The organism is Halogranum rubrum, from assembly GCF_900114455.1.
In the GTDB taxonomy this organism is placed as follows: Archaea; Halobacteriota; Halobacteria; order Halobacteriales; family Haloferacaceae; genus Halogranum; species Halogranum rubrum.
This window is the reverse complement of record NZ_FOTC01000004.1, coordinates 53,567-72,922: the sequence shown is the minus strand read 5'-3', so window position 1 is coordinate 72,922 and position 19,356 is coordinate 53,567. Positions and strand designations below refer to the sequence as shown.

Here is a 19,356-nt window from a genome sequence, read left to right as displayed (position 1 = left end):
TGCCCCGCACCCTTCGGGGGCAAAAAAACTCGCCGGCGAGGAGCGGTTTCTCAGCCTCCGGCTACGTGCCACACTACCTGAGCTCACAAAGACCGCAGACGAGTCCTTCTACTGCTAATCACCAGGTTAAGATGGGAGAACGACAAGATTTCACAGACGAGCGTTACATATGCAAATTCCAGACGATTTACTCTATCTCTTCAGCGCCCGGGTGGATGAGCAGCGAGATTCATACATCCTCGAAGTGCCGAAACAGGAAGTGACAACAGACGATATACAAGTAGGCGATGTTCACCGCGTGGCTGTCTTTGTGACTAATACTACTGATGACACTCCGTCAACCCACGAGGTGGTGCAGAACCGGGAGAACCTCGCACCGGTTGAGAAAGGGGATCAGCGGACCGTCGACATCGAAGACATCGGAGAACAGGGCGATGGCATTGCCCGTACTGACCGTGGATACGTTCTCGTCGTTCCTGACACTGAACAAGGCGAACGAGTAACTGTTGAGGTCACTGATGTGAGCGAGTCAGTTGGCTTTGCAGATTTAATCGAACGTAAGCCCTACTACGAGTGACAGAGGCCGTATTCTAGGTCTCGTGGTGTTTCAGCCTCCAAGAAATCAATTCCACCCCACCTGTGCTCGGTGTTCGAGCCGCCGGAGGATTCGCACCTGTGTTGGTTCGCGTTCTCGTAGGCGACACAGGCTTGACGCGTCGCCATATCGTGAATGGTCGCAATACCCGTGTGGATAAGGTGGGGAGTTGGTGGTTTGAGACACTGAACGGATATGAAATAGGTCGACACCTCTGCAAGCGCTCATATCTTGAACTCGGTTGTTCGAAAAAGACAGAGTGTACTCCCTGGATTGCCAGGTCGTTCAGATGTCGAACACGTCAAGCCCTGTTTGTTCGTCGAGTTGATGCGTCAATGGGGTCTCACCCCGCGTGATGATGACTTCGAACGTCCCTGAAACTCGTGCCCCCGAGCAATGCCCGCCGAGTGACTCGAACTCACGGGTAGCGACCTGGATGTGGGTGTGAATCTTGTCAGGGCCAATATTCCCGAGGAAACTCGTCACCTCGAACTGCCCTGTGAATTTTTCCTCCATGTACTCCTGTTCGTCGACGTCGTAGTGCCCGAGTGTGACCGTATCGACGGCGCCGATGCCTGTCAGGAATCCGTTCTCAATGTCCAGGTCGTCACGGAGCGTTTCGAGTGAGTCCAGTACCTGCTCTCCGGGGTCGAGCCTGATGATGATCTGCTCATCTTCTTCGACGTAGTCCATAGTGTCCACGTGTCGGTTCAAGCGGCAGTGCATACAATTTTTCGCATACCACAACTCGCTGATATCGACACGAGAATGAGACAATTCGGAATTTGTCAACTCAACCAACGCTATCACGACCTAAAATCTGTGTAGTTTCTCCATGTCTATTCAACATACTCGTGATTAGTCGCCTAATCTGATCAAGATTCAATAATCGGTAGCCTCTGTGACGACGAGCGTCTGTTGATTCTCGTCAGTACCCACGAACAAAGTCAACTGATCGCCCTCGGATACACGGGCCACTTCCGGTCGGTCGTCGATGCCGGACTCGCTCGCCGCTGGTTGGTCACGTCGCGACTCGCGATTGCGGTTATTAGCCTCAGCGCCGAAGTATTCGAGTGAAGTTTCGACGTTCATTTCGGTTACTTCGAGCTGGCCGTCGTCACTAAAGGCTGTCTGACGATGCACTGAGATGTATAGTCGGTTGCTCATCTGAACCCAGCCTCCAGCCATGTGGGGCTCGAAAAACTTCTCAGGAGACCCGACTGCAATCCGTGGTCACCACGATGGTTCTCTAATGGGTCAGCAAACAGACGACGTGTTATATGGGTAACCGTTTAATCTGTAGCCATGCTCCGCAAGATACTCACAACGATCGGTCTCATCGAACTCTTGGCACCAGAAGCGCTCATTGCGACTGCCGAGCGGGTCGCCCTCGAGGACCCAGATGAGTGCGAGTTGCGGTCCTGGGTTATGACTGGTGCGCGGGTTGAAGGAATCGCCTTGTTACTGCTTGTGTGGAGCAGTGACGCCTCGTATTCGAGATTCAAGAAAGTCCTCGGTCTTATCGGAATTCTCGCCGTGAGTTCTCCACATGTCTTTGTTGGCTGTGCAACACCGCTTGCGTACACCGACGCAAGCAACTGCAAGTGGAGACCATGGGTTTACGAAGGAACGCGGCTGGTCGGATTGCTCTACGTGCTAATCGCTCTCAACGAGCTACGGCACGATTGGCTTTCTGACTCAAACTGAGTCATTTTTTTTTGTATCCGATTTTCGAGCCGTCGGAAAATCCGAATGCGCTGTTGATTTACCTTCTCGTAGGCGACACAGGCTCGAAGCGCCGCTAGTCAATCACAAACTGAAGAACTGAAAAAAGAGTTACACTGGACGGAACAATTGACTACAGCTGTGCATTCAGGTGGGCTTTGAGAAGCGTGCGATGGCACCGTTTCTGATTGATGTTCTCAAAACAAACTAAGACGAGGTGTTCTCCATCGCGAAGCCGGCTGGTAAGTTCGTTGATTGCTTTGAGGGCATCTACGTTTTCAGTAAGATATGATTGATACCGCTTCTCAAACTCCACGTCGTCCCAAGCAGCATTATGTGCCCCTTCGTCACACAGCCCCTGCATCTTGAAATCCTCGTGGCGCTGTTTGCATTCGTCGAGGAGGTCTGCTGGGGGGCCGAGTGCTGGATAATTTTCATCGACTGTTGTTCTGAACCAGCTGGTTGGCCGCCGAACCACACCCACGAGCGTTGCCTCCGTTGGTATGTCCACGAGATTATGCTGCAGCGCTGCGACGTACTGTCTTTGAGGAGGTTAGTTGTGGTCATGGTTTCTGTCTTAGTGGTAAAAGGTTGAGGTAGTCAATCTCTCGGCAAGAGTTGCTGTACACCGGATATGAGGATGCAGGAGTCAATTGCGGGTGTTGATTTCCTTCACGGTGCGATTGGCGAGCTCAGGGAATTCGATTGTGTCTGGTTGGACGTCCACCGTGATGTCATGCCCTCGAACTGCACGAGCGGTCGGCGTTCCAATGGCCCCAATAACTGTCTCCGCTATTCCCTGTTGGAGTGCGTGTACATTGTCTTGCTCCGCGGCAATCTCGAAAAGGTGGTCGACCGTTTTCGGTGAGGTAAATAGTATTCCATCCAATTGGCCGTCGATTGCAAGCGAGACAGATTGACCAGCTGCTTGTGGTCTCTCCAATCGGTACAACTGCGTTTCATGGACGTCTGCACCGGTAGCCTCTAGTCCCTGGATTAATACGTCGCTGCCGTGAGCGCTTCGAGCAATCTCGACAGTCGATCCGTCGACCTCCCCAGCAAGTTCTTCGACGAGACCAGCGGATGTGAATGTCGACGGTACAATATCTACTGACACGCCGCAGGCCTGTAATGCTGATGCAGTGCGCTCGCCGACCGCACACACTGTTGAGTTACCCGGAAGCCAATTTTGTTCGGCAGCTATGTGTACTCCGGTCCGGCTTGTGAAGACGTAATAGTCTCCTACCGAAGGTGTCGCTCCGGTCGGTTGTATCGTCAACATGGGGTCTGCCACTGGCGAAGCCCCAAGTGACCGGAGATACCCGACTGCCTCGACGATACGAGTGTCGTCAGGCCGGAGAACGGCTACCGTCGGCTTACATCTTTGAGAGATCGTGTTGTTGATCATATTCGACCCGAACTTCGTGTGTAGTGATTCATGTAATTCGTCATTTTCAGGATTCTATACTGGTCAGAGCGCAGCCAACCAGGTTAGAACTGGGTTCACTGTGATTCGGACTGTGGCTGCACCGAAGCCGAAGGCGATGAGACTCGTCAATAGAACAAATTCGGCGTTAGCATCTTTTACACTCACTAGCAGTGTGAGACACGTGAGCGACCCGGAGAGGAGACAGATGAATCCCCCGACGAGGAAACTCAGAATCGTGAACACGGGATCAGAGAAACTCATCAGTGGGAATGAGGGTGTATAGACCCCAGCGATGTGGAGCGCACTGCCGATGCAAAGATAGCCGGCGAAGCTCATTATTGTCACTGCGCTCCCAACCGATGACAGCCGGAATATTCGGTAAAGCTCTCGCTCGAGTGGCGTCGATGGGTGCCACGCCTGAAGAGCGGAGGGGTGAGGCATCTGATTATGGCCACAGCCCTCGTGCTTCGTGTGCTTCTGCGATTCGGGATAGTGCAACGATGTAGGCCGCATCACGCCAGGTGACATCACGCTGTTCAAACTCTCCTCGAACCGCATCCCACGCGGCCTGCATCTCTGCGTCGAGTTCGTCGTTTACCCGTTCGAGTGACCACGCTCGTCGATTGATGTCTTGGAGCCACTCGAAGTAGCTCACAGTGACCCCACCGGCGTTAGCGAGAATGTCAGGAATTACTGCGATATCTCGTTCTGCAAGAATCGAATCAGCCGCGGACGTCGTCGGGCCGTTCGCACCTTCAATGACAAAATCTGCACTAATCGCTCCTGCGTTCTCTGTAGTGATCACATTCCCGAGGGCGGCGGGAATGAGTACGTCGACATCGAGTGTGAGTAGTTCGTCGTTCGAAATGACGCTCTCGGCGTACTTCGTGACTGCTTCCGGTTCCTCATCATGCGACGGAACTGATGCCGTGTCGATTCCCGCTGGGTCGTACATCGCACCATTGACATCGCTGATGGCGACGACGGTCGCGCCCCAATCGTCGAGTAGTCGGGCCGCATTCGCACCGACACTCCCGTAGCCCTGGACTGCTACCGTCGTCTCTTCCAGCTGTCGGTCGTAATACTCGCACACCAACCGTGTGATAATCGCGACACTCCGCCCGGGGGCTTCCTCACGGCCTTTACTACCACCGACAACAGGTGGTTTGCCGGTGACGACGCCCGGTGTCGTCTCGCCTTCCTGCATCGAGTAGGCGTCCATTAGCCACGCCATCGTCTGAGGGTCTGTCCCCATATCGGGTGCGGGAATATCCTGGTTAGGGCCGATGACGTCACGAAGTTCCTGTGCAAACCGACGGGTGAGCCGCTCTTTTTCCTCTGGACTCAACTCCTTCGGGTTGACGGCGATGCCACCCTTGGCACCCCCGAACGGGAGGTCCATAACGGCACACTTCCACGTCATCCACATTCCGAGCCCAACACACTCATCTCGAGTAACCTCGGGGTGGTATCGAAGCCCTCCTTTAAATGGTCCCCTGACGCTATCGTGTTGTGCTCGATAGCCCGTGAACACCTCAACTGTTCCGTCGTCTCGTTTGATTGGAACCGTTACTTCGTGGACCTTCTTTGGATACTTGAGCCGCTCGACGATGCTCGAGTCGATGTCTATGTGAGTGGCAGCACTACGCAGCTGTCGGCGAGCCGTTTCAAGCGCTGATTCTGACTGGTCCAAATCCGTCGTCGCATCATCCGACTTGTCGTGAGTCGTATGAGTTTGGGATACCATGGTTACTCGATCGGTATCTGTCGATTTCGCATCGGTCCGCTGCAGTCGGGACACTGCCCTGGTCTATCTTCCTCGATGACGATGTTTCCACACTGGAAGCACTCGTATGGGGTTTTCTCGTCCGGCTGGGGGTTTACATCTCTCATAGTGGATTTTCGAGTGCCACGAATCCGGGGCACTCTGAATCGACATAATAGGTGTATTAGGGAATATCTGGCAGTTAACTACCAAACCCCTCTCTAAGGAAGTGGTTTATTATTTAACCTACTTGCTAGATTCCGCGAGTGAAAGGCTGCTCTCCTCGAAAATTGTTGCAAACAGTTTCCGCTGGACGGTTCGAGCGTGTTTGTAGAACGCAGGTGGAGAGATACCGAGTGTCTCTGCAACGTCTTCTCCCGTACTCTCGCGCGGTGACTCGAAGAACCCACTGTAGTATGCTGTCTGAATCACCTCGAATTGGCGCTCGGTCAACTTCTCGAGGAACTTCGAGTAGAGGTCGTGTTCCATCGACTGGTCGAGCGTCTTTTTCGAACGGAGTACGACAGTTGAAAACGTCTGATGAACGAGTTGGGTGATCGTTCGGACGTCGATGCTGTCCGGAATGTCGATGACAAGCGTCGTAGAGGTCGGGTCAGCAGTCGCTTTTCGGAAGATTGCGCCATGGTCGGCTAACTCTAAGGCGAGAAATGGCTGTGTGAGACGGAGCCGCAAGACACCACCGTCTCCTTCGGTACTGATCTGTTGGACGTCGTCGATTGCAACCAACTGTGAGGCGGCTTCTGCGACACCCTCCAGAGACCCTTCTTCGACGGTGACGAACACGTAGCTTCCTTCTGTAGATTGCTGAACGCCGCCCTGATACGAGAGTGTGCACGCTCCGTCCTCTGCAAGCCGAGAGAGGACGAACGCCGAATCGTCGACTGTGAACTCGACACGCGTCATCGACGTCGTCAGCAGCGCATTCTTCCGCTCGATCGCACTGAGAGCAGATGCGATGGTTTCGCCAAGTTCAGCTAGCACAGCCTCTGTCGTGTCGTCGAACGCGTTTTGAGTCGGCGCGTAGACCGTCAATACCCCGTGTGTGAGGTCGTTGTAGACGAGGGGAATACTCAACACCGAGAGATAGTCGCGAGCGAGTGCGTCCTTCCGCCACGGCTCGTCGCGGAGCCCAGCAGCGACGTTAGTCACTATCGTCACGTTACCAGTCGCGGCAGTTTGTCCGGCCGGCTCTGTATCCGATGCGTTGACAGCGAACGTCTGGCTATCTAAATATCCACGTTCGCTTCCAGCCCACGCTCGTGGTTCGACGGTGTCGGTCGTCGGGTCGACCGTGCCAACCCAGGCGAATCTGAACCGGTCGTCCGCGGTCAACAGTTCACAGACTGTATGGTCGATTTCCTCCCGTGTTTCCGCTTGCACGAGCGCTTGATCGATCTCTCGAATCGTCTCGTTGATGCGATTCAGAGCAGTGAGCTGTTCGTTTTGGCCTTGCAGCGTTCGATCTTGCTTCCGGAGTCGGGACTCTCGTGTGACACGATCGAGCGCTGCTTCAGCAGTTGCGGCGAGAAGATCGGCTAGTTCCCGCGTCACGTCATCGAAGACGCCAACCTGATTCGAACCAGCGACGAACACGCCGTGGTTGCCGAGTGGAATGTAGGCTGCACTGCGAAGGTCAGTCGCCCGATTTTCGAGTCGGTCTGCTTCGTGGACATCGTCGAAGAACAGTGTCTTGCCCTCGACGAAACTAAAACTCGGGAGGGTTTCGCCGTCGGCGTGAACGGTTGGAAGCGGCCCATTCAACTCTCTCATCGTTGTCGAATGCGCTGCAGGTCGAAGGTCGTTGGTATCAGCATCGAAGAGGTAGACTGCACTCGCATCCAAATCGAGAACACCGGGTGTATCGTCGACGACGTGTTGGGCAATCTCTTGATGGGTCTCGGCGTACAGGAAATCACGAGCGGTCTCTTGGAGAGTAGCAAGCGCCTCTTCACGTTGCTTGCGTTTCGTAATATCTCGACAGCTGAAGAGGAGCGTTCCGTCCTGAATCGAGACTTCTCGAACGTTGACTAAGAGCGTATGTTCGTTCCCCGCCTTGTCCGTCGCGGTCGTCTCGATGTTCTTCAGAACGCCCTCGGCCGCGAGTTCGTCACGGTCGAAGAAATCGTCTCCAAGAAGGTCGCCGATCGCCTCTTGTTCGTGAATCTCGTCAGCCGTGTACCCGAAGATGAAGTGGACGTTGGGACAGACGTAGGTGTACTCACCGTCTTCGTTCGTGATGAGGACGGTGTCGGTCATGTTGTTGAGCGTAACTCGATGGAGTTCCTCTGATCGGCGAAGGTCGCGTTCGAGGTCGACACGCTCGGTGATGTCGACACCTTCGACGACAATCGAAACGAGGTCACCGTGTTCGTTCTCGACCGGGCGCACGGAGAGATCGACAACACGCGGATTCTCGATGTGTTGCGGTTGTGGAACGACAACATTTCCGAACGTCCCATCGAGTGCGCTCTCCACGATTTGGTGCACTTCCGCTTCAGTTGCATCGGCCTGCGACCACCACGGAAGTGTCCAGAATGGCTCGCCGACGAGCGTTTCGACGTCTTCATCGATCATCTGTCGTGCTGTTTCATTCACACGGGCAAGTGCACCATTCGGGTCAAGCACCCACGTTGCGGTTCGTGAATCGTTGAAGATTGCGTCGAACTGTCTGGCCCGCTCTCGTTGCGTGGCCGACCGCTGTGCGGACCGGATAGCACGTTCAGTTCGTTCGACGAGCTCTTCGGTCATCCGCTCGATTGGATCCGTGAGCGCGATGTAATCGGTGACTCCAGCTTCAATAGCCTCGCTGGCAATAGCCTCACTTCCGGCGGCAGTACCGAGTAATACTGGAAGTGCAGTGGTTTCGGCGCGAATCTCTCTGAGAAGTTCGAGTCCGGTCGCCTCTCCAAGCGCGTACTCGCTGATGAGACAGTCCGTGGTGTGCGTCCGAATGACGTCAGTTGCCTCTGACTTGGTCCGAACACGCTGTACAGTCGCGTCAGCTTGTGCTTTCAGCGCTGCGGCAAGTTCTGTAATCCAGTCGTTCGTCCCGACGAGCAAAATCGTCGACGAATCGAGGACGGTTGGTGGAGAGTCCATTATTCGAATAGAGAGCAAAAACCAACGCTGCTCTTGATACCGATTCGAGTTCGGTTCCAGCTTTGCTGGGCCATGCCGGAGTGTCGGTGCATGGTTCGTTAATCAACCACCCGTGAACAAAGCCGTTTGCTGTCTAACCCCTCAAGAATCGTCTCTAAGATTTGCACTCAAATGTCGATTCTGAAATAGTCATACTCAAGCGTATCAAACACGGCCGTCTCAAGCATGAATATTCGGTTCTCAGGGTCAGTAACCGAGGGACGACTCATTCTTGGGTCGGTCATCGTTAGCACGTTTTTCATCGGTTTCGGCGGCGGCGTGATCTTTCCTATCTTACCGAACCTCGGTGCTGTTCTCGGAATCTCCCCGTTTCTCGTCGGGATTATCTTGAGCGCGAACCGGTTTTCACGTCTGTTCGCGAACGCGCCCGCTGGAAGCCTTGTGGACCGGTTCGGGACGAGAAAACCGTTCGTCATCGGGATGTTCATCCAGGGATTCTCTACGGCGGGTTACGTTATCGCACTGATCGCACCACTTCCTGAAGCGTGGTTCATCGTTGCTCGTCTGCTTTGGGGTGTCGGAAGCGCGTTCGTCTTCGCGACCGCTTACACGATTGCCGACGACATCAGCGACGGTGGATCACGAGGTTCGAATATGGGGCTCATCAGAGGCGGCGTCCTGTTCGGTTTCCCGACTGGAGTGGTACTTGGCGGTCTGGTCAGCGAACTCTCCGGGAACCTCGTCGCGTTCGCGGTCGCTACCGTCTTCGCATTCCTTGCTAGCGTCATCGCATACCAGACGGTGCCCGAAACACACGTCGAAGGGGGAGAGAATCGGTCGGTCAAACCCTGGGAGATCAACACGAGTCTCCCTGCGGTCACGGTCGGCATGGTAAACTTCGCCGTGTTCTTCGTCTACGTCGGGGCGCTGTTCGCGACACTCGTCCTATTTATCGGCCAGAACCAACTCGGTGTATTTGGATTCGATGCTCAGGGCTCCTCAGGTTTGTTCATGGGCCTCACCGTTGTCGCTGCGGGGTTCTCGATGTATCTCGGGGGGTACGTCAGTGATCGGAACAAGTCACGAGTCCCTATCTTGCTTCTGTTTCTGGGCGTCACGTCGATCGGTTTCTTGCTGCTCGCATTTGCAGATTCTGTGATAACTCTCGCTATCGCCTGTGTATGCATTGGGCTCGGGCAGGGCGGCACGAGCGGGCCTCTGATGGCGCTATTAGGCGATCTTGTTGTCGACGGGGAGATGGGTCGTGCCGTGGGAACGAACAACGTGCTTGGGGATATCGGCGGTGGATTCGGCCCCATCGTCACACTCCCGATCGTCGATTCCGTCGGCTTCTGGCCCGTGTATTTCTGTTGTGCGGCCCTACCACTGATTGCGGCCGTAATTCTCGTGGGTGGTGTCCGACGAGAGACCGGTCATTATCTCCCGCGAGTCGAGTCTTGATATAATTTCGTCTTCAAACTTACCGATTGATATTTATTCAGTTCTCATCCTACGCTATATCCACACCTTCTCTACTCACTAGTTTTTGCGTTCTGACGACACCCTCAAGTGCGAACTGTGAGGTGAGCGATAGGGCTGGGTAGTTTACTCAGGACTCCTCGCTCTTCTCCCATGCGGGACGTGGGGTCGGCGAGGGAAGCTCCGAGACGGCGACTCGGAGTTCCTCCTCTGTAGTTCAGGGGAGGCATCGGCCGTGCAGTTCGAACTTCCGGAACTTGTTGAGATGGACCCAGCTGTACGTCGCTGGCGCGTTGCCTTCGCTCTCTCGCTCGTCGACCACATCCCAGACCTCCTGTTCGGAAACGTCAATCTCAGCAACCTGTGCACGCTTGACGAGCGACGTAATCTCCGTCTGTGTCTCGTCGCCACTCAATTCGCCGGTGAATGCAATCTCGACGGCAGCCTGGATGACGTGCTGTTTCGATACGAGATTCGTGTCCGAGACCCAGGTGTAATCGCGCGGGAACACGTACGACTTCTCGAAGTAGGGCGCGTCGTCGATCTCGCCCAGTTCTGGTGCTTCACCGCCACTCTCCTTTTCGAGGACACCAACGATGTAATCGGTATAGGCCGCGAGCAAAGATAACATGATGTCGAACGAGTTGAGCCGGTTGGTCGGAAGCTCCACGAGATCTCTCACTGGGCGCTCAATAGTAGATAGAACTGTCCGCAGTCCCCCCCACTGAGGAAATCCTATTAAATCAACGCATAGCACCGCGAATCGTAGGTATTCTCCCACACCCTACATTCGACTGTGACATACATTACAGAAATAATCTTGCGCAAATTACTTTGTAATCGGAATTGTGTCAATATGTGTTGTAATAAGAATGATGTGATTCAATTGGAGTAGTCCTGTCGGAAGAGCCAGAGAAAATCACTGCCCAGTTGAGACGGGTACAAGACGAACAAGATCAATGACAACGCATCCAGATGAAGCGGATACAGCAGACGGGGAAACGAGCAGCAATCGTGAGGGGGAGCTGAGAACGGAATCAGCGTCTCCCACATCTCGACGGAGTATACTTGCAGCACTGGCGGCAGCGGGATTGGCCAGTGTCGTCGGGACAGGGACTGCGTCGGCCCAAGCTGACCTCGACAAAGACGGGATTCTCTCGGGGAGACGAAACCAAGTCTTGGGCCGGTTTCCGGTCGTCGCCGGGGGACTCGAAAATCAGGCATTAGATAGTTTTGCCGTGGTCGGTGGCGGCCGGAACAATCGAGCCGGTAGTGATGGAAGTGACCCCAACAGTGCTCCCTACGCAACAGTCAGCGGTGGACTACGGAACCTCGCGTACCAGTTGGCAGTTGTTGGTGGCGGCCGAGGAAACAAAGCGACCGCTAGCCGAGGATGCTTTGTGGGGTACCGAGGTCGGTTTCAAGGGTGTCTCATCTGGCTTGTTGTACTACACATCCTTCATTTGATTCGGTGTCCACTGTTTGGACGGGCGTGAATCCGACAAGAAGCGTACGAACTTCCCAGGACGCGCTCGAAAACTTCGAACAGGTGTTCTCTAAACTCACTGGGTGAGTTGTCGTGTCACGGATATTGTGAGACCGACCCTCACCTCTCGACGAGCAGTCGTTGAATGGCGTTGATTGCTTCCTCGAACGCCGTGACGTCCATGCTGTCTGTCGTGAGGATGACACCGCCGTCGCCTTCGATTGCTCTGACGACGAATCCGTCACTGTGGAAGCGAACCGTGAACTCGTAAGGGCCGATAGATGACCCTTCTCGCCGGGAGATTGCCGTTCGAACGGGTGCCTCTGCGAAGCCGACTTGCTCGAACTCGACGAGCGGTTCCTTGATTGGTCGAGCTACCTCGGTCGACTCATAGAGGTCTCGACGAACGTACAGGACATCGAAGGCAGAGGGAGTGAAGTAGAGGACACTCCGCAACGAGTCACCAAGACTAGTTCGGGACAAACTTACGATGCGGTCGGCGATTTCGGTGTCGATCTCTGTGTCGAAAGACGTCTCGGACATGTGTATGAGGTAGGCACCCAGACAGAATAACTGTGAGCGGCACCTGTGACGGCGACGGTACGATAGATATTGTAGAAATGTGATTCCGATTTAGGCAGGCCTAATCTGTCAGCGAGGGGCACCATATTGCGGACACATCAACGGGCCACTCTCGTGCATATCGAGCCCACAGTGCGGATACGTTCCACCGTCGGGAGCGTTCATTTCTTCGACCACCTCGTTCCTGCCGATACAATCGAGACTCGATATTGGTGACGTTTGACCCGCTCTCGGACCGTGCCTGCTGGATGACCCGACTCCCTCGTAATCACGACTCCGATGAGTTCAACTCGAATCGCGCTGCTAACACGGCGTACGAGGATACGCAGTTCTTCGCGCTACAGACGCTCACTCGCATGTTCGTCGTGAACACCGCTGTTCCGTCACTTTTCGTTGAGGGAAGGCAACCGACGAGAGAGCAATGGGTCGCACTCTATCTGGCTCCGTCCCTGAGCAGCCCGGCTCACTCCAGACAACGGCACGTTCAACCGTAGAAGCCCGGTGGGAGACCCGTGTGTCGGACACCGGTACACTCCGTAATCCGGAACTCGTATATCTGTGTTTCCAAGGACTCGCTCGCGGTTTCGAATAGTTCCGGTCGCCACGTTGGCATCTCCGTCTCGTCGATGTCACCACGACTGTCTTCCGGGAGTTCCCGAATCGTCCCGATGAGTCCGACACTCCGCCAGTTAAATGCCGTCTCAGCGCTATACACCAAGAACGCTGCCGACTCTGCCTGGTTGGCCAACTCTACCTTCCGACTACCGTTCCCTACGACGAAGTAGAAGTAGAGACGCGAACCTCCGTTATACCCATAGGACATTGGAATTAAGTAGGGTTCAGCCTCCGTTGAGAGTCCGAGTGTCCCCATGCTCTGGCTAGACAGAAACCCTTCTACCTCTTCGTCAGTCATCTCGTGCATCCCAAAGTCGGTGAGTTCGTCGAGAGTCATTCCGCTTCGAGGTACGCTAGCGAGTGGCATAATTCCGTCTGCTGTCTCCTACTTCCAGATAAACAACAAGTTGAGATCGTCTGCTGATCGCCCAACTAGCCGCTGGCGATGGCCTCAACGGTTACCCGGCCAGTCTCCGGTGTCTCGTCGATGAGGACGGCGGCCTGCCCTTCAATCAGCCGTTCGCCGTTCGAATCGGTTACGTCCGTCGTGAGCTGGTATTTGTTCCTGCCGAGGTCCTCAACGACTTCACAGACCGCGGTGAGGCGGTCACCGATGTCGGCCGGTTTGAGGAACGAGAGATCCTGTGAAATGTAGATGGTTACGCCAGGGAGGCGGGCCAACGCGGCGCTGATCAACCCACTGATGAGCGTTCCGTGGGCGATCCGCCGGCCGAACCGCGTCTGTCTGGCGTACTCGTTGTCGAGGTGGAGCCGGTTGGTGTCGCCGCTGGCGGCCGCGAAGGTTCTTACATCGTGTTCCCAGATTGTCTTTGAAAATTCGACTCTGTCGCCGACGTTGACGCGGTGATCGTCGAGTCCCGTACCATCGACATCCCAGTCGTCTTCATCGTACACGGTCTCTTGATATCGGTGATAGCGAGCCGTCTGTCCCTCGTACCGTTCGATTTCCCGCCGCTGGAGGATTTGAGGGACACAACGGACGATGTCATCGGTGCTGACCAGCCCAACCAGCTCGTCACCATCAAAAACAACTAACCGGGCGATGTCGTGCTCAAACATCGTTTCGACTGCGTCTCCGAGGGGAGCGCTTGCATTGACTGAAACGACATCCCGTGACATGAACTCCGATAGTGGGCGCTCTTTCGGGTCTGACTCCTCACTGAGTAGTCGCACGAAGTCGTCGTTGGTAACAATGCCGACGACTTCTTCATCCTCGACGACGACCAGTGATCCAATCGAGGCTGCACGAGATTGGCCGGCGGCAATGCTAGCAGTTGTCTCGGGCGAAGCGGTCTCGACCGGACTGCTCATCACGTCGTTGACGCGAATCGGGAACGTCATAATCGTATGTCGGTACGACGTGCCAAGAGGTTATTTGGCGACTATATAAATCGATGAGAGGATGCAGCGACGGTGGTATCGGACCGTGAGCGGGGCCGTGATGCGTCGATGAGCCCCAGTAGGCGACGACACCGACGGTCATCGCGGCGAGCAGTATCAGAAGCGTGAGGCTCGCGGGGTCGGACTCAAGCACCAGAAACACCCCGTTGCCCAGTTGAATGCCGTGTGCATGGGGAGGCCGGACAGAAGGGTGCGATTGGTATTGTACAGCCACGTATGAAGACCGAGAGGAAGGTGGAGGAGACGAAGAAGCCGAATGTAGGGATATTCTCGTAGATCGTCTGACTGGGAATTTAGAACAGCGGGAGATGCTAGACGGCCGAGATGAGTCCGGTGGTGAGGCCGGCGATGGTAGCGCCGCCGATGAAAAACGGCGAGACGCCGTAGTAGAGTGCGAGATCGCCGGCAGACGTTACGGCGCGGTTCGCACCGAACACGAGGAACGCGAAGCCAAGTACGAATAAGCCGAGTTCAACGAGCATCTTGGCCCCGTTCCGTCGTTCCCTTCTGCCGTTCGTTGTCTTCTTGGCGGTGTGGCTTGTCGCCCGTTCGGTTCTGTGCGGTCCGGTGTTCGCGGGTCGACCGCCGGACGTACCACGCAATTCCGAGGAATCCAGGGAAGGCGACTGCGAGCGCAGCTAGAAGCTGTCCCCAATCGCCGATGCTCAGCGGAACTGTCCCGAAGTACTGATTCAGGGGAGTGTACAGCACTGACAGGTGTAACACGAACGATGCGAGGACGGCTCCCGCCAGCCAGGGATTTGTCAGCGGCGATGTCCCCCGGGACCAGCGCACGACGTACAGTTTGGCGAACTCGAAGACGACGAACCCAGTGAACACCATCGACATGGCGTACGGCGTCACTTCAGGTGCCCCGTCAAGCGTGAGGAACATCACTCCGAGGAGGACGACGGTAGTCGTCAGACCGACGCCGCCCATGAGCGCCGTCATCGGTCGGTCGATGATACCATCCGCGGATTCACGTGGTTCTCGGCGCATCACGTCGCCGGATGCGGAGTCGGCCCCGAGTGCGAGTGCCGGGAGACCATCGGTTAGCAGGTTGATCCAAAGCAACTGGACAGCGGGGAGGATGAGGTAGCCAAAGAGGGACGCGACGAACACGAGCAGCACCTCCGCGAGATTGGCCGACAGGAGGTAGGCGACGAACTTCCAGACGTTGTCGAAGATGGTCCGTCCGCGTCGGATGGCGTTCTTGATGGTCGCGTAGTTATCGTCAAGGAGGATGATATCACTGGCCTGCTTAGCAACGTCCGTGCCCCGGACGCCCATGGCGATGCCAACGTCGGCGTTCTTGAGCGCGGGTGCGTCGTTGACGCCATCGCCTGTCATCGCGACCGTTCGCCCATCGTCCTGCAGTGCACGCAGGATACGTACCTTATGACTGGGCGTAGCTCGGGCGTAAATGTCCACGTCTTTCACGCGCTCGCGCAGTTCCGCGTCGTCCATCGCATCCAGCTCGGGGCCAGTTAGGACGTCGGATTCGATGCCGACCTCGCGTCCGATGGCCCGCGCAGTGAGGCGGTTGTCGCCCGTGATCATCTTCACATTGATACCCGCGATGTGGGTTTCGGCGATGGCGTCTGCGACTTCGGGCCGAGCCGGATCGATGAGTCCCTGGAGGCCGACGAACACTAGATTATCCTCAGGGTCGCCACCGTCGTCGGTCGGCTTGTCGGCGAACGCGAGGACGCGTAGTGCGTCGTCGGCGAACGTTTCGACCTGCTCTCGAATTCGGTTGCGAGTTGCGTTGTCTAATTCTACGACGCCACAGGCGGTCAAGACGTGCGTCGACCGCTCCAGGACGACTTCGGGAGCACCCTTTACACGAATACGGTCGGTGTGAACGGTCGCCATCCGCTTGCGGTCTGAGGAGAACGGAACCTCGTCTTCGCGGGGAGTGTCGTTCCGGAGCGCGGCGACGTCAATACCTGCTTCGATGGCAGCCTGTCGCAAGGCCTGCTCGGTCGGCTCACCGCGTTCATCGTCGGCATCGTTGCACAGTGCCCCGATTCGGAGCAGGGTACCGACGCGGTCGTCGTCTGGGTCAAACGATTCATCAATCACCTCGTCGTGGACCCAGAGGCGAGCGACGTGCATCTGCCCCTCAGTGAGCGTTCCGGTCTTGTCCGTACAGACGACGTCCACGGAGCCGAGTGACTCGACGGCCGGGAGAGTTCGGACGAGCGCGTTCTCGTCGGCCATTTGCTGGACACCGAGCGCCAGAGTCAACGTGACGACCGCGGGCAAGCCCTCTGGGATGGCAGCGACGGCCAGCGAGATAGCCGCCAGTGCTGCAGACAACAGGGCGGTACCACGAAACACCAAGAAGGGGACCACGAGCGCCGAGAGGACGACGACGCCGAATCCGATCCGTCGCCCAAGACGGTCCAGGTCGTGCTGGAGTGGCGTCTGGCGCGTCTCGGCTTCCGCGAGTTCGGTCGCGATGGTCCCCATCTCCGTGGCCATGCCGGTCTCGACGACGACCGCCTTGCTCCGGCCACGAGTGACGGTCGTCCCCCGGTAAACCATGTTCTCGCGCTCGGCCAGCGGGGTCTCGCTGTCGAGTTCCCCCGTGAGCTTCTCGACGGGAACGCTCTCGCCGGTCAAGGGTGCTTCGTCGACCTGCAGACTCGCCGACTCGACGACCCGAGCATCGGCCGGGACAGCGTCACCCTGTTCGAGCACTAGCACGTCTCCCGGAACGATTTCAGTGATATCGATCTCCTGGCGCGTCCCGTCGCGGTGGACGGTCACATTCGGGGCGGCCAGTTTCCGAAGCGCCTCGAGGCTCTGTTCGGCGCGATACTCCTGGACGAACCCGAAGACGCCGTTAGCAAGCAAGATTATCGTAATGAGGCCGGCGTCGACGACGTGACCGACAGCGACCGATAGTACTGCGGCTCCCACAAGGATGAGCACCAGTCCGCTAGTGAATTGCGAGACGAGTACCTCGAGGGCTCCTCGGCCCTCCTCACTCGTGATCTCGTTAGCGCCGACTTCTTCGAGCCGCCGTTCTGCCTCGTCTGTCGAGATTCCGTTAGTGTCGCTGTCCACATCCTCGAACACTGCATCGATGGATCGATCGTGCCAAGTCATACTCACCCAGGTAGAACGAGATTCAGTAACGCGACAACGATACCAGCCAGGCCCATCCGGGCGCCAGCGACGATCCAGTTCTGCTCGGAAATGTCGGCGAGGTATGCACCGAACACGAAGAGGATGGAGACTGCGACGCCGATAGAGACCAGCGTGGCATCGCGCAAGCCTAGAAGTGTTCCTTCGAGGAGAAACGGGAGCATCGGTAACACGACACCGATGACCGGCCCGATACCGCTCATCAGCGCGTTCACCTGCCTGGCACCGGCCTTTTGGCGCTCAATCTGTGTCTCGTCGAGGTCGGTCAACATCGCGCGCTCGATGCGCTTGAGTTCGGCTCGTTTTTCCGCACGCTCGATTTCCCAAACGCTCCAGACGCCTGACGTGCCGAGCCCAATCGCGGCTCCGGTACCGATCTTGAAGACGACCAGCCCGTCAGGGACGCCCGAGAGGTATGAGCCGACAGCGACGCCGACGCTGGTGAGTGCGCCATCGAAGCCGTTCGAGATGAAGTATCGCCGCGAGATAGAGCGGACGTCATCGCGCTCCAGCGCTCTCAGCAGGCGTTTCAGACGGGAGAGCATGACGAGTTCAGTCCTGTGGTGTTTTGCTTTCTTCGACGATGACCTCCCCACAGACCACCTCGTCGATAGAGTGGACCGTTCCGCCGAGGTCCTCAACAGCGTCGTGGACGGTGTCCACTGGAACAGAGTCCCCCTCGATAGTCATCTTAACGTTTTGAACCTCCTTGTCTGTCTCCATCAAGACGACGTTTACGCCGGCAACACCTTCGCAGCCAGCGACCGATTCAGCGAACGTGACGACATCTGGGTCGTGCGGTTTCAACAGATCCAGCACGAGCCGCCTCACATTGAGCATTGGTAAGTTATTTCATCACCTAACTGATTAAGGTCGGGGTGGCTCTCGCCCCTACAGTTCCCGACATCCGGGTGTTACTCGTTGCATATCCGTGGGGATCGAGCACGCCGTCGGAAACAGCCACCACCCGGGATTTGGTGCTACGCGAGTACTGAGGCAGACGTCTATCTCCACAAGCATGACGAGAAGCTACACGGAACACCACTGCTCATGGCTCGCATCTGTCCCTTTGCTAATGAATCCTCACGTTCTTCGGGGTTCCTCTTTGTATTCTGCACGGATAGTCAATCGACTATCTGGCGCGGCCATCAGTAGCGTCATAGTGAACTCAGAGCTTCGTGGCCTCGAAGTGTGAGTATGCTCCGGTCTCGACGGTCACACCGACCGAACCAAGCGTCCCATCCTGATTGTGGTTCGCACGGAAAAAGTTCAGCAAAAATACTCGAAAGAGCGTCCCCATCTCGTGGTGGGTTGAACTGGCGTACCGGTCGTCCTGTCTCTCTCGGACGACTCGCCCTGCCGCTCGTGATTTCAACGGTAATGATCAGCTTCGACAACTGGTCGAGACCTGTAACGCTCCACTTGACGGTAGTATTTACTCCTCTGACTCCGCGGTGTCTGGCAAGACGATGACTGGATGGTTGGCCTCGCTAATCAACTTGAGTGAGCGGTCACCAGCGAGGAACTGAACAATTCGAGAGCCACCGCGCGGCCGGAACATGATGGCACTCACGTCGAGTTCGTCGGCCGTTTCGATGATGCCCTCAACTACGTCGCGGCCGTAGTTAGTCGCAGCCTCCGCATCGGGAATTATTTTCTGGAACGCTGTAAACGCCTCGTCGGCAAGCTGTTCTGACTGCTCGACAGGCGTCTTGTCCGGAACGCCTTCACCCTTCTCAACGACGTGTAAGACCGTCACGTGGTTGGGTGCGTACGGTTCGAGCGCGAGCGCCGTCTCGCGTGCATCTTCAGGATCGGCGACGGGGACGAGAATGTGATCGGTGATGTGAGTGGTCATGAATCTATGGTGTGAGTTGGTAGGTTGCGATATCTGTCGCTCCACACTCAGGGCACTGTTCAGTGTCTTCTTCGAGAGTCGTGCCACAGTTTCGACACTCGTACAGGATGTCCTCGGACCCAAA

The 19,356-nt window shown here is 56.3% G+C and carries 19 protein-coding genes and 1 pseudogene; 3 read left to right on the top strand and 17 right to left on the bottom strand.

Going from position 1 to position 19,356, the window contains the following annotated elements:
• Positions 1-169: 169 nt before the first annotated feature.
• Entirely contained in the window at positions 170-577 is a 408-nt protein-coding gene (locus BM083_RS23830; RefSeq protein ID WP_245756914.1) for a TRAM domain-containing protein, read from the top strand.
• Between the two features lie 45 nt (positions 578-622).
• On the opposite strand, the pseudogene BM083_RS24155 reads toward BM083_RS23830, so the two are convergent.
• The 3 genes and pseudogenes from BM083_RS24155 to BM083_RS16385 form a co-directional block, all read right to left on the bottom strand.
• A pseudogene (locus BM083_RS24155) lies at positions 623-807 on the bottom strand (hypothetical protein).
• Positions 808-880: 73 nt separating this feature from the next.
• Positions 881-1,288, bottom strand: coding sequence for a PPC domain-containing DNA-binding protein (locus BM083_RS16390; RefSeq protein ID WP_089870939.1), 408 nt, complete (start codon positions 1,286-1,288; stop codon positions 881-883).
• A gap of 189 nt (positions 1,289-1,477) precedes the next feature.
• The gene (locus BM083_RS16385) at positions 1,478-1,762 is read right to left on the bottom strand and encodes a hypothetical protein (RefSeq protein WP_089870937.1); all 285 of its coding nucleotides are present in this window, start codon (positions 1,760-1,762) and stop codon (positions 1,478-1,480) included.
• Positions 1,763-1,900: 138 nt separating this feature from the next.
• On the opposite strand from BM083_RS16385, the gene BM083_RS16380 reads away from it, so the two are divergent.
• Positions 1,901-2,302 (top strand): hypothetical protein, encoded by a 402-nt coding sequence (locus BM083_RS16380; RefSeq protein WP_089870675.1) that lies wholly within the window; start codon positions 1,901-1,903, stop codon positions 2,300-2,302.
• Positions 2,303-2,453: 151 nt separating this feature from the next.
• On the opposite strand, the gene BM083_RS16375 is transcribed toward BM083_RS16380, so the two are convergent.
• From BM083_RS16375 to BM083_RS16355, 5 genes are all read right to left on the bottom strand, one after another.
• Positions 2,454-2,831, bottom strand: coding sequence for a DUF488 family protein, N3 subclade (locus BM083_RS16375; protein WP_245756913.1), 378 nt, complete (start codon positions 2,829-2,831; stop codon positions 2,454-2,456).
• 138 nt (positions 2,832-2,969) lie between these two features.
• Positions 2,970-3,728 carry a uroporphyrinogen-III synthase gene (locus BM083_RS16370; protein WP_089870673.1) on the bottom strand — a complete coding sequence of 253 codons (759 nt, stop codon included), beginning with the start codon at positions 3,726-3,728 and terminating at the stop codon, positions 2,970-2,972.
• Positions 3,729-4,194: 466 nt separating this feature from the next.
• Positions 4,195-5,496 carry a glutamate dehydrogenase GdhB gene (gene gdhB / locus BM083_RS16360; protein ID WP_089870671.1) on the bottom strand — a complete coding sequence of 434 codons (1,302 nt, stop codon included), beginning with the start codon at positions 5,494-5,496 and terminating at the stop codon, positions 4,195-4,197.
• 2 nt (positions 5,497-5,498) lie between these two features.
• On the bottom strand, positions 5,499-5,642 hold the full coding sequence (locus BM083_RS22905; RefSeq protein WP_143085757.1) for a rubrerythrin-like domain-containing protein: 144 nt from the start codon (positions 5,640-5,642) through the stop codon (positions 5,499-5,501).
• Between the two features lie 118 nt (positions 5,643-5,760).
• The gene (locus BM083_RS16355) at positions 5,761-8,634 is read right to left on the bottom strand and encodes a bacterio-opsin activator domain-containing protein (protein ID WP_089870669.1); all 2,874 of its coding nucleotides are present in this window, start codon (positions 8,632-8,634) and stop codon (positions 5,761-5,763) included.
• Positions 8,635-8,859: 225 nt separating this feature from the next.
• Between BM083_RS16355 and BM083_RS16350 the strand changes: the two genes are divergently transcribed.
• Complete coding sequence (locus tag BM083_RS16350; RefSeq protein ID WP_089870667.1) at positions 8,860-10,095, top strand: MFS transporter; 1,236 nt, start codon at positions 8,860-8,862, stop codon at positions 10,093-10,095.
• 235 nt (positions 10,096-10,330) lie between these two features.
• Here the strand turns inward: BM083_RS16350 and BM083_RS16345 are convergent, their stop codons facing one another.
• The 9 genes from BM083_RS16345 to BM083_RS16300 form a co-directional block, all read right to left on the bottom strand.
• A complete protein-coding gene (locus BM083_RS16345) occupies positions 10,331-10,894 on the bottom strand; it encodes a DUF8170 family protein (RefSeq protein ID WP_218148978.1) in 564 nt (187 codons plus the stop codon).
• Between the two features lie 825 nt (positions 10,895-11,719).
• A complete protein-coding gene (locus BM083_RS16335) occupies positions 11,720-12,142 on the bottom strand; it encodes a DUF7522 family protein (protein WP_089870663.1) in 423 nt (140 codons plus the stop codon).
• A 523-nt stretch (positions 12,143-12,665) separates the two neighbouring features.
• Entirely contained in the window at positions 12,666-13,133 is a 468-nt protein-coding gene (locus tag BM083_RS16325) for a pyridoxamine 5'-phosphate oxidase family protein (protein ID WP_089870660.1), read from the bottom strand.
• 95 nt (positions 13,134-13,228) lie between these two features.
• Positions 13,229-14,158 carry a CBS domain-containing protein gene (locus tag BM083_RS24080; RefSeq protein WP_089870658.1) on the bottom strand — a complete coding sequence of 310 codons (930 nt, stop codon included), beginning with the start codon at positions 14,156-14,158 and terminating at the stop codon, positions 13,229-13,231.
• A 371-nt stretch (positions 14,159-14,529) separates the two neighbouring features.
• On the bottom strand, positions 14,530-14,700 hold the full coding sequence (locus BM083_RS23455; RefSeq protein WP_177197669.1) for a hypothetical protein: 171 nt from the start codon (positions 14,698-14,700) through the stop codon (positions 14,530-14,532).
• Positions 14,690-17,335 carry a cation-translocating P-type ATPase gene (locus BM083_RS16315; RefSeq protein ID WP_089870655.1) on the bottom strand — a complete coding sequence of 882 codons (2,646 nt, stop codon included), beginning with the start codon at positions 17,333-17,335 and terminating at the stop codon, positions 14,690-14,692. Before BM083_RS16315 ends, BM083_RS23455 begins: the two co-directional genes overlap by 11 nt.
• A 2-nt stretch (positions 17,336-17,337) precedes the next feature.
• Positions 17,338-17,919 carry a VIT1/CCC1 transporter family protein gene (locus BM083_RS16310; protein WP_089870654.1) on the bottom strand — a complete coding sequence of 194 codons (582 nt, stop codon included), beginning with the start codon at positions 17,917-17,919 and terminating at the stop codon, positions 17,338-17,340.
• 7 nt (positions 17,920-17,926) lie between these two features.
• Positions 17,927-18,214: a DUF211 domain-containing protein gene (locus tag BM083_RS16305; RefSeq protein ID WP_089870651.1), complete on the bottom strand. Its 288-nt coding sequence runs from the start codon at positions 18,212-18,214 to the stop codon at positions 17,927-17,929.
• A gap of 595 nt (positions 18,215-18,809) precedes the next feature.
• Positions 18,810-19,232, bottom strand: coding sequence for a universal stress protein (locus tag BM083_RS16300; protein ID WP_089870649.1), 423 nt, complete (start codon positions 19,230-19,232; stop codon positions 18,810-18,812).
• Positions 19,233-19,356: the final 124 nt, after the last annotated feature.